Origin of the sequence: Lentzea aerocolonigenes (assembly GCF_000955955.1) — a bacterium.
Lineage (GTDB): Bacteria > Actinomycetota > Actinomycetes > Mycobacteriales > Pseudonocardiaceae > Lentzea > Lentzea aerocolonigenes_A.
Map to the genome: position 1 here is coordinate 1 of NZ_JYJG01000469.1, position 15,467 is coordinate 15,467.

The 15,467-nt window shown below is 70.0% G+C and carries 19 protein-coding genes; 7 read left to right on the forward strand and 12 right to left on the reverse strand.

Annotated features, from left to right (window positions below):
- Nucleotides 1–258: 258 nt before the first annotated feature.
- Nucleotides 259–876 (forward strand): TetR/AcrR family transcriptional regulator, encoded by a 618-nt coding sequence (locus UK23_RS43840; protein WP_231114956.1) that lies wholly within the window; start codon nt 259–261, stop codon nt 874–876.
- Here the strand turns inward: UK23_RS43840 and UK23_RS43845 are convergent.
- The 5 genes from UK23_RS43845 to UK23_RS53360 all read right to left on the reverse strand — a co-directional run bounded on the left by UK23_RS43845 (nt 827) and on the right by UK23_RS53360 (nt 3,888).
- Nucleotides 827–1,483 (reverse strand): hypothetical protein, encoded by a 657-nt coding sequence (locus UK23_RS43845; protein WP_156213825.1) that lies wholly within the window; start codon nt 1,481–1,483, stop codon nt 827–829. The two genes, UK23_RS43840 and UK23_RS43845, sit on opposite strands and share 50 nt — an antisense overlap.
- 5 nt (nt 1,484–1,488) lie before the next feature.
- Entirely contained in the window at nt 1,489–2,019 is a 531-nt protein-coding gene (locus UK23_RS43850) for an AAA family ATPase (protein WP_045317755.1), read from the reverse strand.
- Nucleotides 2,020–2,029: 10 nt separating this feature from the next.
- Nucleotides 2,030–2,893 (reverse strand): sucrase ferredoxin, encoded by an 864-nt coding sequence (locus UK23_RS43855; RefSeq protein WP_045317767.1) that lies wholly within the window; start codon nt 2,891–2,893, stop codon nt 2,030–2,032.
- Between the two features lie 84 nt (nt 2,894–2,977).
- Nucleotides 2,978–3,304, reverse strand: a complete 327-nt coding sequence (locus UK23_RS53355) for a hypothetical protein (RefSeq protein ID WP_052685581.1) — start codon at nt 3,302–3,304, stop codon at nt 2,978–2,980.
- Nucleotides 3,301–3,888, reverse strand: coding sequence for a PadR family transcriptional regulator (locus tag UK23_RS53360; RefSeq protein WP_045317756.1), 588 nt, complete (start codon nt 3,886–3,888; stop codon nt 3,301–3,303). The genes UK23_RS53355 and UK23_RS53360 overlap by 4 nt, the downstream gene beginning before the upstream one ends.
- 49 nt (nt 3,889–3,937) lie before the next feature.
- Here UK23_RS53360 and UK23_RS43870 point away from each other — a divergent pair, with 49 nt between their 5' ends.
- Together UK23_RS43870 and UK23_RS43875 are read left to right on the forward strand one after the other, a co-directional pair.
- Nucleotides 3,938–4,636 (forward strand): SDR family NAD(P)-dependent oxidoreductase, encoded by a 699-nt coding sequence (locus UK23_RS43870; RefSeq protein ID WP_045317757.1) that lies wholly within the window; start codon nt 3,938–3,940, stop codon nt 4,634–4,636.
- A 129-nt stretch (nt 4,637–4,765) separates the two neighbouring features.
- Nucleotides 4,766–5,395, forward strand: coding sequence for a class I SAM-dependent methyltransferase (locus tag UK23_RS43875; RefSeq protein WP_045317758.1), 630 nt, complete (start codon nt 4,766–4,768; stop codon nt 5,393–5,395).
- Here the strand turns inward: UK23_RS43875 and UK23_RS43880 are convergent.
- From UK23_RS43880 to UK23_RS43895, 4 genes are all read right to left on the reverse strand, one after another.
- Nucleotides 5,392–5,745 (reverse strand): VOC family protein, encoded by a 354-nt coding sequence (locus tag UK23_RS43880; RefSeq protein WP_045317759.1) that lies wholly within the window; start codon nt 5,743–5,745, stop codon nt 5,392–5,394. The two genes, UK23_RS43875 and UK23_RS43880, sit on opposite strands and share 4 nt — an antisense overlap.
- A 9-nt stretch (nt 5,746–5,754) precedes the next feature.
- Nucleotides 5,755–6,678: an isopenicillin N synthase family dioxygenase gene (locus tag UK23_RS43885; protein WP_045317760.1), complete on the reverse strand. Its 924-nt coding sequence runs from the start codon at nt 6,676–6,678 to the stop codon at nt 5,755–5,757.
- A 78-nt stretch (nt 6,679–6,756) separates the two neighbouring features.
- Nucleotides 6,757–7,506, reverse strand: a complete 750-nt coding sequence (locus tag UK23_RS43890; protein ID WP_045317761.1) for a ZIP family metal transporter — start codon at nt 7,504–7,506, stop codon at nt 6,757–6,759.
- A 3-nt stretch (nt 7,507–7,509) separates the two neighbouring features.
- Nucleotides 7,510–8,595: an epoxide hydrolase family protein gene (locus tag UK23_RS43895; protein WP_231114957.1), complete on the reverse strand. Its 1,086-nt coding sequence runs from the start codon at nt 8,593–8,595 to the stop codon at nt 7,510–7,512.
- Nucleotides 8,596–8,648: 53 nt separating this feature from the next.
- Here UK23_RS43895 and UK23_RS43900 point away from each other — a divergent pair, with 53 nt between their 5' ends.
- Nucleotides 8,649–9,593, forward strand: coding sequence for a helix-turn-helix transcriptional regulator (locus tag UK23_RS43900; protein ID WP_045317763.1), 945 nt, complete (start codon nt 8,649–8,651; stop codon nt 9,591–9,593).
- A gap of 2 nt (nt 9,594–9,595) precedes the next feature.
- Entirely contained in the window at nt 9,596–9,862 is a 267-nt protein-coding gene (locus UK23_RS52320; RefSeq protein ID WP_045317764.1) for a hypothetical protein, read from the forward strand.
- Here the strand turns inward: UK23_RS52320 and UK23_RS43910 are convergent.
- Both UK23_RS43910 and UK23_RS43915 read right to left on the reverse strand, forming a co-directional pair.
- Nucleotides 9,774–12,716, reverse strand: coding sequence for an NACHT domain-containing protein (locus tag UK23_RS43910; RefSeq protein WP_052685582.1), 2,943 nt, complete (start codon nt 12,714–12,716; stop codon nt 9,774–9,776). The genes UK23_RS52320 and UK23_RS43910 overlap by 89 nt on opposite strands.
- Nucleotides 12,717–12,746: 30 nt before the next feature.
- Nucleotides 12,747–13,265: a cadmium resistance transporter gene (locus tag UK23_RS43915; protein WP_419503929.1), complete on the reverse strand. Its 519-nt coding sequence runs from the start codon at nt 13,263–13,265 to the stop codon at nt 12,747–12,749.
- A 129-nt stretch (nt 13,266–13,394) separates the two neighbouring features.
- On the opposite strand from UK23_RS43915, the gene UK23_RS43920 reads away from it, so the two are divergent.
- Together UK23_RS43920 and UK23_RS43925 are read left to right on the forward strand one after the other, a co-directional pair.
- Nucleotides 13,395–14,279: an SDR family NAD(P)-dependent oxidoreductase gene (locus UK23_RS43920; RefSeq protein WP_045317765.1), complete on the forward strand. Its 885-nt coding sequence runs from the start codon at nt 13,395–13,397 to the stop codon at nt 14,277–14,279.
- Between the two features lie 9 nt (nt 14,280–14,288).
- On the forward strand, nt 14,289–14,849 hold the full coding sequence (locus UK23_RS43925) for a TetR/AcrR family transcriptional regulator (RefSeq protein WP_045317766.1): 561 nt from the start codon (nt 14,289–14,291) through the stop codon (nt 14,847–14,849).
- A gap of 52 nt (nt 14,850–14,901) precedes the next feature.
- Here UK23_RS43925 and UK23_RS49485 read toward each other — a convergent pair.
- Nucleotides 14,902–15,467, reverse strand: a 566-nt coding sequence (locus UK23_RS49485) for an LLM class flavin-dependent oxidoreductase (RefSeq protein ID WP_156213826.1), incomplete at its 5' end; no start/stop codon positions are given.

The following is a 15,467-nucleotide window of genomic DNA, read 5'->3' on the forward strand; positions in this document are numbered from 1 at the left end:
GCCCCCCCCCCCCCCCCCGCCGTAAGGGTTGAAATGCACTAGACCATGACAGCACGCTGGTGGACATGATCGCCACCTGCCCCGCGTGCTCCTGGTCCTGCACTTCTTCCGTCTCCTCGCACCGCTCGGTGTCGTATGTCAGATGCGTCTGCGGCCTGTTCCTGGTGGTGGAGCGCGGAGTGATCACCGCGACTGCCGGGACCAGCACGTTCGCCCCGATTCACCACACCCGTGGTGATCTTGCTAGTGTCCCGGACCGTGAGCCGTCGTGATCTTCTGTGCGACACCGCGATCCAGATCCTCGCGGTGGAAGGCGGCCGGGGACTGACCCACCGCGCGATCGACCGCGAGGCCGGCGTCCCCATCGGCACGACCAAGAACTACTTCCCGACGCGCGAGAAGATCCTCGAGGCCTGCGCGGCCAGGATGACCTCGCTGCACCGTGCCGCCGTCGACCGGCTGCGCGAGACCACGCCGGCCGACATCAGCCCCACCGACGTCGCCGAGCTCTATCCGGCGCTGCTGCGGCGCGCGGTCGCCGACGACCCGACGCAGATGCTCGCGATGGTGGAGCTCTACCTGGAGGCCGTGCGCCGTCCGGGCGTGCGCCAGGCGTTGTCGGGGATGGTGCTGGCCAACGCCGAAGCGGGTGCCGCGCTCCAGCAAGCCGCCGGGCTGCCCTCGACCGTGCGGGACACGGGGTTGCTGGACGCCTACTTCCTGGGCGTGGCGATCTCACTGCTCGCGTTGCCGCTGGACACGCTCGAGACAGTGGGGCTCGACGACCCGTACGCGCTGGGCATCGGGGTGTTCTCCGCGACCGCGCCTAGCTCGGCCGAGGCGCCCGCAGAACGGCGATCAGCGCAACCCCGGTGATCACCGCGGTCACGAAGCCGGTGACCGCGACCATGGCCAGGCCGAAGTGCGTGCCGCCGTCGTCCGCGACCGTCTGCAACGCAGCCCAGATCGCCGCTGCCGCACCGCCCGCGCCGGCCAGGGTGATCGCGGCCATCGCACCGATCCGGCGTTGCGTTCTGGCCGGTCGCCGGAGGGCGTCGGCGCAGTGCTCGCCGAGCGCATCCGTGATCGCGAGGCCGTCGTCGGTGTCGGACGCGGAGAAGCCCACGACCTCGTCGTCGTCGAACCGGACTGCGCAGATCAGGTCGGTGCCGCGCGGGGTGAGGTCGATCGCGCGGACCTGGTCCCACTCCCATGCCCGCCGCACGCCGTTCCTGACCTGGGCGAGCCCGCCCTCGTGCAGCTCGAACGCCTCCTGGATCCGGGAGTTGCGCAGCATCACCACGGCCGCGGGCACGGAGATCAGCAGGGGGAACGCGAAGGCCAGCAGCGCGAGCTCGGCGCCGTCGAAGTCGAGGACGAACGCCGCCACGACCAGCAGCGAGCAGATCAGCGACACGGTCAGCGCGACCAGGCCGCCGAAACGTCTTCGGTGGACGGGATGTGTGCTCAGCAGGGGACCCATGGCGATCACGCTACTGCGCGGGTCAGGGCCGCGATCATCGTTTCGTACGTCTCGCCGGGGTCCTGGCCCGCGGTCTGGATGACGACGGACTCGGGCGTGACGTAGGCGGCGAACTGCCCGCAGATCCGGTTGATCAACGCCTCCCCGCCGAGCGTCTCGACCACACCGTCGATGTGGTGCGACCGTCCCCGGAACCGCCCGACGGCGACCTCGGCGGGGGCGAGCAGCACGAGCTCCTGGTAGTCCGCGCCCACGGATCGCGCGGCCCGCGCGAACAGGTCGCGCTGGTCGTGCCTGTTCACCAGTTGCGGCATCACCACGTCGTGCCCGGACGCCAGGTGGTGCTTCGCCATGGTGATCGCGAGCGGACGGACGAGGTCGACGGTGCCGAGGAAGTCGTCCTGCCAGCCGCCGATGAGCCGGACGATCTCATCGGCGTCGAGGTTGAGCGTCCTGGGGTGCTCGGCGGCGTAGCGGGCGGCGATGGTCGACTTGCCGACCCCGGTGGGGCCGTTGAGGTGGATCAGTCTGGGCACCTGATCAACGTTATCGGCAGACCCCGACCAGCTGGTCAACCGCAGTCGCGACCAGGGCGATGGCGATGTCGGGGGACTTCCCGCAGCTCGCGGGCCGCGGCGGCACGGGTTGCTCGGTCAGCGTCACCCGCCACTCCCGGCCGTCGGCGTGCCGCACGGTCGCCGAGTCCTCGGTCTCGCCGACGACGGTGAGCACGTCGCGGGTCTCGCCGATCTGCGCGCGCACGGCCACCTCGGCGACCTGGCCCCTGGGGGTGAAGCAGGAGCGGCCACGACAGCGGTCGGCGACGATGCCCTCGGTGACCACGCGCTGCGCCAGCTGGTGGTCGAGTCGCCCGTACAGGTGACCGGTCGGCAGCAGCACTCCGGTGGGCGCGAACCGGTGCCCGCCGGTGTGGGTGCACTCCCAGAGGTTCAGGGCGGTGGCGATCGGGCGCCCGTACAACGCGCAGCAGACGTCGCGTTTGCTGTTGGTGCACACGAGCAGCAGCGGATCTTCGACCGGCGTGCCGAACGCGGTCGAACGCCCCTGGCCCAGCGCCTCGAAGTCGAGCTCCAGGGCCTCCTCCGGCGCGGCCAGGTCGGCCTGCTCGAGCCACGAGGCACCGGGCTTCGTCGAGGCCAGGTACACGCGGCGGCTGCCGCCGACGTGGGTGTCGGCGTGCCTGCCGGGGCGGCGGATCAGCAGGATGCGCACCCCGGTGCCGGCGGCGCGGCGCTGCAGCTCGGCGCCGAGTTCGGGGTCGAGGTGGCTCTGCACGATCGCGTCGCGCCCCCACGGGCCCGGCTGTTCGAGACACAGCCAGGCGGTCGCGGTCGCGGCCGTGCCGGCCAGCGGTTCGCCCGCGAAATCGGAGAGCACCGAGCACCTCATCTGCACACTCTATACGGCCGTTCGGGTGAGGAATAAGGACACCCTTACCTAAACCTCCTCGGCTTGAACATCAGTGGTGCACGGCTACCCGGCTTCGAGCTGCCTCACCCGTTCGCGCATGCCGGCCTCCAGCCGGGCGCGGTAGCCGATGAACAGCTTGTTGGCCAGGTACGGGGCCCAGTTGCCCTGCTTGGCGATGTTGTAGACGCGGTGCACGACCAGTGCGCCCTCGGGGTGGGGGTGCAGGGAGTCCTCGCCGCGGTACCACCAGTCGCCCCAGTAGGCGATCACGCCCTGTGCGCGGTCGACGAGCCGGTGCGACCCGGACTCCCCGGCGTCGGCGAACATGCGCTCCCGCACGTCCTCCAGCGGCGCGCGCACCACCCCGGACACCTCGAACAGCAGTTTCATCGGTGTTTACCCTCCCAGTGGTCGTAGCCGCCGACCGCCCCCTCGCGGGTGGCGGTGGCGAACCAGGTGAGCCAGGCGCGTTCGGCACGCAACATGGCCATCCGGTAGTCGAGCTCGATCCAGGCGAGCTGCGGCAGGCCCATGCCCGCGAGCCTCTCCAGCAGCACGGCCAGCGCGGTGAGCTGCTCGTCCACGGCCGCGCACCGCTGTTCGACGACGGCCAGCGCGTCGTCCGGGGGCAGCAGGCCGACCATCGAGATGCCGGCCTCGAACCGCGGGTACTCCTTGGCGGGCACGGCGATGAGCTCGCGCAGCCAGTCGTGCAGCTCCGCGGTGCCGGTGTCGGTGATCGCGTAGACGGTGCGTTCGGGGCGGTTGCCGGCTTTCTGGGTGGCGCTGGCGGTGATCAGCTCGTGTTTGGCGAGCTGCTCGACGACGGTGTAGAGCGAGCCGTAGTTGAGCTTGATGACCTCCTCCTGGTGGCGTTCGCGCATGGTCTGCGCCATCTCGTAGGGGTGCATCGGTCGCTCGGCCAGCAGGGCCAGCACCGCCAGGGCCAGGGGGTTCATGCGCTTGAACGACATATCCGCTCCCAAATACTCGGTGCCGAGTATACGCACTAGGGTGAGTGGCATGACAACGGTGATCACCGGGGGAAGCCGGGGTATCGGTGCCGCGACCGCGCGCAGGCTCGTGCGGGACGGGCATCGGGTCGTGATCAGCTACCGCCAGGCCGCCGACGAGGCGCGCTTGCTGGAGAAGGAGCTCGGTGTCCTGGCCGTGCGGGCCGACACGAGCAACGAGGACGACGTCGCGCGGCTGTTCGACGAGGCGGGCGACGACATCACGGGCGTGGTGAACAACGCCGGCATCACCTCACCGTCCGGCCCGCTCGCGCAGCTGCGGACCGAGGACCTGCGGCGGGTGGTGGACGTGAACGTGATGGGCGCGTTCTTCGTGGCCCGCGAGGCCTCCCGGCGCATGACGCGGGGCGCGATCGTGAACGTGTCGTCGGGGGCGGCGACGCTGGGCAGTCCGGGTGAGTACGTGCACTACGCCGCGACGAAGGCCGCCGTGGACGCGTTGACGATCGGGCTGGGCAAGGAGCTCGCGCCGCGCGGGATCCGGGTCAACTGCGTGCAGCCGGGCACGATCCGCACCGACATCCACCAGCTCTCCGGCCAGCCCGACCGGCCGGACAAGGTCGCCGGGCGGGTGCCGATGGGCAGGCCGGGTGAGGCCGAGGAGATCGCGAACGCCATCGCGTGGCTGCTGTCGGAGGAGTCGTCCTACGCGACGGGCGCGATCCTGCGTGTCACGGGCGGGACGTGACCTCGCGCCCGGTGCGCCGCCGTCCCTTCGGCACAGGGGCGAGCCGCCCGCTGCGCGTGGCTCCCCGCGTGAACCTGCGGACTTTCGCCTCTGCGGGCGGCGACAGCGCTGCCCCTAAGCTTCTCCGTCATGTCCGCGCCCACGCTCACCGACTTCGTGCTCGCCAACACGACCCTCACGCCGGTGCCGCTGGTCCCCGAGGTGCTGTTGCACAGCGCGGTCGAGGCGATGGACCTGTGGGAGCTGACCGACCACGACCAGCCGCCGTTCTGGGCGTTCCCGTGGGCAGGGGGCCAGGCTCTCGCGCGGCACCTGCTCGACCACCCCGGGCTGGTGCGGGACCGGAAGGTGTTCGACCTGGCGTCGGGGTCGGGGCTGGTCGCGATCGCGGCGGCGCTGGCGGGCGCGGATTCGGTGACCGCGAACGACATCGACCCGCTCTCGCTCGCGGCGGTGCAGCTCAACGCGGCGGTCAACGGCGTCGCGGTGCGCACGTTGCCCGGTGACCAGCTCGACAGTGACGCCCACGGCGCCGACGTCGTGCTGGCCGGCGACGTCTTCTACGACGCGGACATCACGGCGCTGGTGCTGCCGTTCCTGACGCGCGCCGCGGCGAGGGGCGCGCTGGTGTTGTTGGGCGACCCGGATCGGGCGCACCTGCCGCGGGACAGGTTCCGCGCGCAGGCCCGCTACGAGGTGCCGGTGCCGCTCACGCTGGAGAGCACCGAGACCCGCAGCGCGACCGTGTGGCGTGCCTAGCTCGTGACGAGGCAGAACGGGTGGCCGGCGGGGTCGGCGTAGACGCGGAAACCGTTGGGCGCTCCGTCGAGCCGGGTCGCGCCGAGCTCCAGCACGAGCGGCTCGGACTCGTCGAGGTTCGCCACCTTGACGTCGAGGTGGATCTGCTGCGGGTGTTCCTGGCCTGGCCACTTCGGTGGCGAGTAGTCGTCGACGCGCTGGAACGACACCCGCCCGCGCGGTGTCGCGAGGGTGGTCCAGTGGCCGTCGGAGTCGAGGATCTCCCCGCCGACGAGCTGCCGGTAGAACTCGGCCAGCGCGTCCGGGTCTGGGCAGTCGAAGACCACGTCGTGGAGCTCACCGATCGCCATGCCCTCTGTTTACCCGATGGAGATCGCTTCAAGCTTGGCTTTGAGGTAGTCGCCGCCACCGACCTCGGGGTAGCGGCCGTCGAGCGAGACGATCCGGGCGTCGGTGTCGGTGTTGTAGAAGAAGATGAGCGACACCAGGTCCTCGTCGGGTGCGGAGGCGTCGGGCGGCAGGACGCGGTGCGGGGTGGAGCGCCACCGGTCAGACACCCAGCGGGCCATCAGGTCGCCGATGTTGATGGTGAACGCGTCCGGGTCGAACGGCGCGTCCTCCCACACCCCGTCTTTCGTGCGGACCTGCAGCCCGCCGACGCCGTGCTGGCGGTCGAGGATCGTGACGGTGCCGAAGTCGGTGTGCTCGCCGATGCGGAACTGGCCGGGCCCGGCGGGGCCGACCTGCTCGAGTGCCGGGTAGTGGTTGACGTTCATGTTGTACGAGGGCGTGCGGGTGTGGCGGGTGAACATGTCCTCCGGCTCGCCGAGCGCGACCGCGAAGATCGTCAGCAGCTCGTCGGCCAGCTCCCGCATCCGGCGCAGGTAGTCGGTGACGACCGGTTCGAGCTCGGGTACTTCGGCCGGGAAGACGTTGGGGCGGAAGAAGAACGGGTCGTCACCACCGGCGTCCGAGCCGAACGTCAGCGTCTCCTTCAGGTCCGGGGGTGCCATCGCGCCGTCGGCCCGGCCGGTGGCCTGCACGTCGGGTGGCAGCCAGCCGCGGCCGCCGGTGCGCACGGCGTAGGGCTGCTTCCGCTCGGTGGGCAGCGCGAAGAACCTGCGCGTCAGCTCACGGGTCCGGTCACGCAGCTCTGCGGGCACGCCGTGCCCGGTGACCAGTAGGAACCCCGACTCCTTGAGCGCCGCGTCGACGCGCGCCGCGACCTCGGCACGCCCGGTGCCGTCGAACCACCCGGACAAGTCCACCAGCGGAACACCCATGCGTGCCGTCCTACCGCTCTCGGCACAGGGACGCCAGCGAACTCACCCAGCCGTTCCACCCGAGCGCGCGCCGGCGCGCTACCCCAGTCGTTCCACCACGAACGCCGTCAGGAACCCGGCCGTGGTGCACAGTCCGGTGTAGAGGCGGGCGCGTTCGTAGGCCTCGGGGATCATCGTGTCCGCGATCATCGCCAGGATCGCCCCGGCGGCGACCGCCGTGATCACCGCGATCAGCTGCGGCGACGCGCCGTCGAGCAGCAGGTTCCCCAGCGCCGCCGAGATCCCGCTCGCGACCGCGATCGCACCCCACACCCCGAACACGTACCGCGCGCCACGCCCGGCCTGCTTCATGCCGGCGACGCTGGACAGTCCTTCCGGGACGTTCGAGATGACCACCGCGGCGAGCATCGTCACGCCGATCCCGCCACCACCCAGCAGCGAGACGCCGAGCACGACCGACTCGGGCACCCCGTCGAGCAGCGCGCCGACCGCGATCGCCGTGCCACTGCCGGCCTGGTCGGCCTCGGACGGCTGGTTGCGGCTGCGCTTGCGGTGCCGGGCGCCGTGCCGGGACAGCAGGACGTTCGCCAGCACGTAGATCACCGCGCCACCGAGGAACCCGGCGGAGGTGGCGAGCAGCCCGCCGTTCTTCTCGGCCTCGTCCATCAGCTCGAACGCCGCCGCCGCGGTCAGCACCCCCGCACCGAACGCCATCACCACGGCGACGACGTCGCGGGGCACGCGCAGGAACCAGGCGACGAGAGCGCCCGCCACGAGCGCCCCGCCGCCTGCCAGTCCCCACAGTCCTGCTTCCATCCATTGCGGCATGCACTACATCTTCGCGAAGAACACCTTCAGGTCGCCCGCCAGGAGTTCCGGCGCGTCGTGCCCGGAGTAGTGCCCGCCGGTGTCGAACTCCGACCAGTGCACCAGGTTGCGGTGATCGCGCTCGGCGAAGCGGCGGATGGTCTGGAAGTCGTCCGCGAAGACCGCCACCCCGATCGGCACGGTCGTCGGCTCGGTGGGGGAGTCCTCGCGGTGCGCGTCCTCGTAGTACAGCCGCGCCGAGGATCCGGCGGTGCGGGTGAACCAGTAGATCGACACGTTCGCGAGCAGGAAGTCCCTGGTCACAGCCGGTTCGCCCATCAGCTGCATGGTCCAGGCGAGCTGGCCGGCGGGGGATTCCGCGAGCGCGAACGCGACGTTCTGCGGCCGCGCCTGCTGCAGCTTCTGGAAGCCCGACAGGTTCTCGTAGAAGTTCTGCAACACGCCCAGCCGCCGGTAGTCGTCGTCGGTCAGCCCCTCCATCTCGGCCGGGTCTCCCGAGGGGAACGAGAAGATCTGCGTCACGTGGATCCCGGCGGCGTGCTCGGGATCGGCCCGGCCGATCTCCGGCCCGATGAGCGAGCCCGCGTCGTTGCCGTGCACCCCGTACCGCTCGTACCCCAGCCGCGCCATGAGCTCGGCGAACGCCTTGCCGATGCGCCCGGAGTGCCAGCCCTGCTCCACGGTCGGCCCGGAGAACCCGAAGCCCGGGATCGAGGGGATCACCAGGTGGAACTCCTCGCGCAGGTGCTCGATTACGTCCACGAACTCCATGATCGACCCCGGCCAGCCGTGGATCAGCAGCAACGGCAACGCGTCCGGGTTCTCGCTGCGCACGTGCAGGAAGTGCACGTTCGTACCGTCGATCTCGGTGACGAACTGCGGGAACGAGTTGAGCCTGCGCTCCACCGCCCGCCAGTCGAACTCCTCCGCCCAGTACCGGGCCATCTCCTGGACCTTCGCGACGTCGTCACCGTAGGCCGAGCCCGCGCCGGGCATCTGGTCCGTCCACCGCGTCCGCGCCAGCCGGAACTTCAGCTCCTCGACGTCCGCCTCGTCGACCGCGATGTGGAACTCCCTGATCTCCGTCATGACACCGACGCTATTCGGCATTGTGGCCAGCTCCTGTCCTAAAGTCTGCGTCCATGTTGGAAACTTCGGCGCGCCTGCTCCGCCTGCTCGCCTTGCTGCAGTCCCGCCGCGACTGGCAGGGCTCCGAGCTCGCCGACGAGCTGCAGATCAGCCAGCGCACCGTCCGCCGCGACGTCGACCGGCTACGCGAGCTCGGCTACCCCGTGAACGCCACCACCGGCAGCTTCGGCGGCTACCGCCTCGGCGCCGGCGCCGAACTCCCACCGCTGCTGCTCGACGACAACGAGGCCGTCGCCGTCGCCGCCGCCCTGCGCACCAACGCCGTCACCGGCCTGGAAGAGGTCTCCCTGCGCGCACTGCTCAAGCTCGAACAGGTGCTCCCGTCACGCCTGCGCCACCGCGTCTCGGCCCTGCAGCACGTCGAGTCCGTCCCCAGAGACTCCCCAGCCCCCGCACTCGACCCCGAACTGCTGTCCACACTGGCCGCGGCCTGCCGCGACAGCGAGACCATCCGCTTCGACTACAGCGCCCACGATGGCACGCCCTCACGCCGCCGTGTGCAACCGCACCGCCTGGTCAACTGGGGCCGCCGCTGGTACCTCGTCGCCTGGGACGCCGACCGGTCCGACTGGCGCAGCTTCCGCGTCGACCGCATCTCCCCACCGATCCCACCGCACGGCCCGCGCTTCACCCCGCGCGAGTTCGACGCCACCACCCACGTCGCCTCCCGCGTCACCGCGGCCGCCTGGCGCTTCCACGCCCGCGTCCTGGTCCACGCCCCGGCCGACGCCGTCGCCGCCCGCATCACCGCCGCCGTCGGCACCGTCGAAGCTGTCGACGACTCCTCCTGCGTCCTCGTCACCGGCGCCGACTCCGTCGAGACGCTCTCGGTGTGGCTCGGCATGCTCGGCTACGACTTCGACGTCACCTCACCACCGGAACTCGTGGCACACGTTCGCTCTCTTGCGGCGCGCTACGCCCGCGCCGTACAAGACTGAGCATGGCCATCACCGGACGGGACATCGAGCGCCTGCTCTACACCGACACCCCGGACCCGATCCTGGTGGTGCACAACGGCACAACCGAGATCGTCGCCGCAGCCGAACTGGGCGGCTACACAGGCGCCGTTGTCGTGTGCTCCCGTTCGGAGATCCTGCGGCGGGTGGGGGAGCGCGACCTCAGCGAGGCTGATCTGGCCAGACTTGCCGAGGGTCTCGCGGCGGCCATCCAAGACCCAGCTCGGCAGCAGCCGCACTGGCCCGCTTGAGCAGGTCCGGACGTCCCGCGGTCACCTCGAAAACGTCGATCCGGGACAGGTACTCATCCACGTCGGGATAGGCGCGGTCATCAAGGAACCGGAATTCCCGCTCGTGCAGCCGCAGCCACGCGTCCAGAACCTCGGGGTCTGCCGTATTTCCCACGGACGCACCCAGTTCGTCCAAGATCGCGAGATCGTCACCACCTCGTCCGATCCGCCCACAGATCTGTTCGAGGAACAGCTCTAGGGGCACCCCGATCTCGGAAAACCGAAGCAGCGCGCGCAGGCACTTCTCGACCGGTGTCGCCGACAGTTCGATCAATGCGGCGGTGATCTCGATGCCGTACTCCGCCGCGAGCGGCGTGACCGCGTCTCGCAACGTCATGGCGACGTCGTCGAGCGTCACGTACGGCTCCGCCATCAGCCCCCAGTCCGGGTCCGTGTCCCCGGTCCCGGTGCGGAGGCTGACCGCGAAATGACGGTGGCGGTGCCGCTCGACAAAGAACCCGCGCACCACGCTCGCCCACTCGGCGGACGCCAGCCGCGACTTCCAGAACAACGTCTCCCGCTGCCAGTCCTCGACACTCACCCGCAGATCCGGGGCGTAGACCCGGTCGCGCAACACCAGCGCCAACGAGACGAGGTTCAGCGAGTACGTCGCATCCCGCGCGGAGTCCGTCATCTGGTTGGGCTCATAGGCGCCACGATCAAGCCGCCGCTCGTTGCGTGCCGCGAACAACCGCACCACGAGGTCGAACAGCGCGTCACGATCGGCCTCGCCCGCGAACTCGCGCAAGAAGTCCAGCACCGGCTTGCTCGTCGTGAGCGCGGTGAACGACAGCACGCTGTACAGCTCGACGTCGTCCACAGTGGACTTGCGCCGGGACCTGACCGCATCCGCCCGGCTCAGGTCCAGCAGCGTCCGCCACACGTACCGGGCCACCAGGTACTCCCCGAACGTCGCGTGCAGGAACTCGTAGGTCCGCAACGTCGTGTGGTCTTCCCGGACCGCCTCGGACGTCTGCACGAAGAAGAACCGCCCGAGCACGGACTCGCCGGCGGACAGGGGAGTGCGCGTGCCCGCCGACCGGTTCGGCGACTCGACGCCGAGCAGGCTCGCCAGGTCCGCGGTCACCTCGTGCTCGGCCACCCACTGCACGCCGCGGTTGAACATCGCCAGCGCGACCACCGACAGCCGTTCCAGCTCGGCTTCGACGTCGTCGCGGAGATCGGCGTCCGTCCGGTCTCCCGAGGACTTGGTGACCTCACGCCTGCCGAACTCCCGCAACAACCGCTCGTACAGCTGCCCCTGGCTCAGCGACGCGTGATCACGCTGCAGCGAGGAGTCCACGGCGTCGTACAAAGCCAGCAACAGCAACAACAACGGCTGCTCGGCCAGCGCCGGGTAGGACAGCGCCACCTCGGCGGGCAGCGGCTGGTTGCGCGCGTTCCACACGTCCAGCCACTGCCGGACCTGGGTGTCGGAGAACGGGAGCAACCGCACCACGTGCGACTGCTCGGGCAGCTCGAGCCCGGCACACACGCTCAACCGGCTCGTCACCACGAACACCGCGGGCCGGAACTTCGCGAGCAGCTTGTCCTGGAACTCCGCGATCACGCTCAGGTACCGGGTCTGGCTCACCCCGGTGGCCTGCATCAGCTCGTCCAGCCCGTCCAGGATCACCACCGGCAGCGCACCGCCGGTCTGCCGCGCGAACCCGGCCCAGCTGACCGGTTCGTCGAGCAGGCGGTGCAGGCCGTGCTCGATCTGCCGCACCAGGTCCGCGTCCACCGGCGTGCTGCGCAGCTCGACTCGCACCACGGCGAAGTCCGCCGCCGGCAACCGGGCCGCGAGCATCTCCGTCAGCACCGACTTGCCCGACCCCGGATCACCCAGCACCAGCAGCGGAGCCATCAACGCCGCGGGTGACGTCAGGTGCCCCACGAGGTAGGCGTAGAGGTCTGACCGCTCAGGCAGCCGGTGCCACACCTCCGCCATCGACGGGACCGTCGACCGCACCGTGGAAGCCAGCACCTGAAAGCGCGGATCCACATAGGCCTCGCCCAGCGTCGGGATCCGCAGTCCCGCCGGCACCTCGGCCGACCTGACCAGCGGACGTTGCAGTGCCGCCCCGTACACACCCGCCAGCTCCGCGAGCCGCTCGTCGGCGGCGTGGTCCGTCGTGGCGTCCCGCAGCGCGTCCTCCAGACGCGCCAACGCCGCCCGCGTCGCCCGGTGGTCCTCGACCGAGCACCAGAACGCCACCTCGGGGAAGTCCACCGCGAGCTGCCGGAACAACTCCTCGTACCGGCCCACAGCCATCGCCGGCAGTGGCTCGACCGCCTCAGCCGCCTGGTCCCGCTGGGTGTCGTTGAGGTCGTCCCACACCGCCAGCGAGGTCATGACCGCGAAGAGGTCGTTCGCGAGTCCCTGGTAGAAGTCCAGGATCGCGCCCAGGTTCTCCTCGTACGGGCGAGCGGCGGACGGCAGCGGCACGTGCAGGTCGAACGGAGCGAATGTCGCTACGTGCTCGTCGTCCTGCGCCGACAAGGAGAACGGCAGGTCCAGCGCGCGCAACGTCTCGAAGAACGCCGTCACGACCACGACCGCGTGCGCCGCCTGCAACCGCTGCGTGCGGTCGTAACGGCTGAGCTTCCGCCGCTTCTCCGACACCTTGTTCGCCAAGTCGGAGAACAGCCGCGTGAAGTCCGGCTTCGCGTCGAAGAGGTCCAGAACCTCCCACAACCCCAGCGAACCCGCGAGCAGCGCGCCGCCCAGCAGCTTGTCCATGGCGGCGACGACCGGGTGGTCCTTGCCGCCCAGGATCTGCACGGCCTCGCTGTAGGTGTAGGTCCTTCGCACCCGAAGTTTCTTACACGACCGGGCGCGCGCTCATCCCGAGAACAACACCAACAGCCCAATGCCGATCAGCACGACCGGCAACGCGATGTGTCCCCACTTGGCCAACGCGCGGGCCACCACCTGACGCGAGGCCAGGAACCATCCCGCCAGGCACCACACACCGACCAGCACCAGGAACACCGCCACGTAGATCCACAGCGAGTCGGCGACGGTGAAGACCGGCACGTAGACACCGATGTTGTCGCCGCCGTTCGCCAGCGTCACACCCGCCACGGCGAGGAGGCCCGGCGCGGCGTCCGGTTCGTCATCGTCGTCGTTGCCGCGCCACAGCGACCACGCCGCCTTGAGACCGAGAGCCAGGGGGATCAGGCCCAGCCACGGGCGGAACTGCTCCGGGAGCAGCGAGGCACCGAGCGCGCCCAGCACCGCGACGGCCAGGATGCCCGCGAAACCCAGGTACTGGCCCGCGACGACCTGCCAGACCGCTTTGGCCCGGGAGAAGAACAACGCCAGGATCACCAGGTCGTCGACGTTCGTCACCGCGAACATCCCGGCCGCCTGGCCGAGCACCCCAAGATCCACGGCCGCATTCTCCACGACCACGAAGCGGATAGTGCATCCGGATGTGTGCTAGCGTCGGCGTCGGTAATCGGATTGAGTATCCGGATTGGGGTTGTCATGGCACGCAAGGCAGTGGTCACCGCGGGGACCGGAGGCATCGGGCTGGAGACGGCGCTCGGGCTGGCGAAGGCCGGATACGCCGTCACGGTCGTCGGGCGCGACGCCTCACGGGGCGCACAGGCCGTGGAGAGGATCAACGCCGGGGGAGGGGAACCCGCCCGGTTCCTGCGGGCCGACCTGTCCTCACTCGACCAGGTGAAGGCCCTCGGCGAACGGATCGCGAACGAGGGCGACCTGGCGGTGCTGGTCAACAACGTCGGCGCGATGTTCGCAGACCGCACCGACCTCGACGGCGTCGAAGCGACATTCGTGGTCAACCACCTGTCACCCGCACTCCTGACCGAACTGCTGCTCCCAGCCCTGACCGCCGGAGCACCCAGCCGCGTCGTCAACGTGACCACCGCAGCGGTCGCACTGGCCAAGAAGGTGTTCGACCACGCCGAACCACCCGGCGGCTACTACGGCTTCCACTGGTACGGACGCGCCAAGCTCGCGAACCTCGCCCACACCCTCGACCTCGCCCAACGACTGCAGGGGACCGGAGTAACCGTGCTCGCCGCAGATCCCGGAGGCGCCGCCACCGACATGACCAACGGTACGACGCGCAAGCCCAAGATCGTCTCGCCAGGACTCCGGCTCCTCTGGCCCCTCGTACGACGCAGGTTCGAACGATCCACCTCCGGCCCGGCCTCAGCCGCCGCCCGCTCGTCGATCGTGGCCGCCACCGACCCAACCCTGACCACCGGCTTGCTGATCAACGCGCAGGGAACACCCGTGACGCCCATCAAGGCAGCGACAGACCCACATGTGGTGACCGCAGTGCGCAGACTCACGGAACAGCACCTGCCGCAGACCCGCGTTCCGGATGGCGTATCCAATTAAACTGAAGGCATGACGCCGCTGCGAAAGGACGCCGCCCGCAACTGGGACCGGATCCTCACCGTCGCCCGCGAACTCGTGGACGAAGGCACCCCGCTGCAGCTCAACGACGTCGCCCGCCGCGCGGGACTCGGCGTCGGCACCGTCTACCGGCACTTCCCGACCACCGAAGCGCTCCTCGAGACCGTCGCCACGCCCTGCCTCGAAGCCATCGCCGACCACGGCAACAAAGCACTCGAAGACCACGACACCTGGCGCGCCTTCTCCGAGTTCCTCACCCGACTCGTCGAAGCACAGGTCAGCGACCCGGCCCTCGCCAAAGTCGCCGCCACCGCAGCAGACACCCTGCCGCGCACCACCGAGCTCAAACAGCAGATCATCGCCACCGGCACCGAACTGCTCACCCGAGCCCGCGCAGCCGGAGCAGTACGAGAAGACGTCGCCGACAGCGACCTCGTCCCACTCATGTGCGGCATCGCCTACGCCACCTACGTCCACAGCGACGGACCAGCCGACCGGCTCCCCACCGCCCGCCGCTACCTCGACACCCTCCTCAGGGGACTGAGCGCCTGACGGGGGAGAGCAGCTCGACGAACGAGCGCTCATCGGCACCCCCCAGCACGGACTAAGCGCCTGACCGCGGCGGACCAGCCACCACGAACGCCCGCAACTCCTCCAACTCCCGCGCACCACCATCGGTGAACATCCACGTCACCCCGGCCTCCTCGTACTCCTTCACCTCCGCCGGCAACGAACCACCCCACATCGCCACGTCACAGTCAGCCGGCCCACCCGACGCCACGAAATCCGCCTTCATCCGCGCGGCATCGGCAGGGGAGAGCACCACCAGCTCGCCGTCCACGAACGTCGCCGGCACCACCCCCGCACCGTGCTCCGCCGCCCGGAACGGAACCGAACGCGGCCAGTTCCCGCCGATCCACAACGGCACCTCCACCGGCGCGAACCGCACACCCTCAGCCCGGAACAGCTCGCCCCGATGGTCGACGACATCACCCGACAACAACGCCCGCAACAACTCGACGCCCTCAGAAAGCGCCGCCGCACGAGACATCCGCTCACCGAACGGCACGTAGTCGTCCGGCACCCCAGCGCCGACCCCCACCACCAATCGGCCACCCGACAACCGCTGCAACGTCGAAGCCTCGTGAGCGACCTTCCACGGCCTGCGCC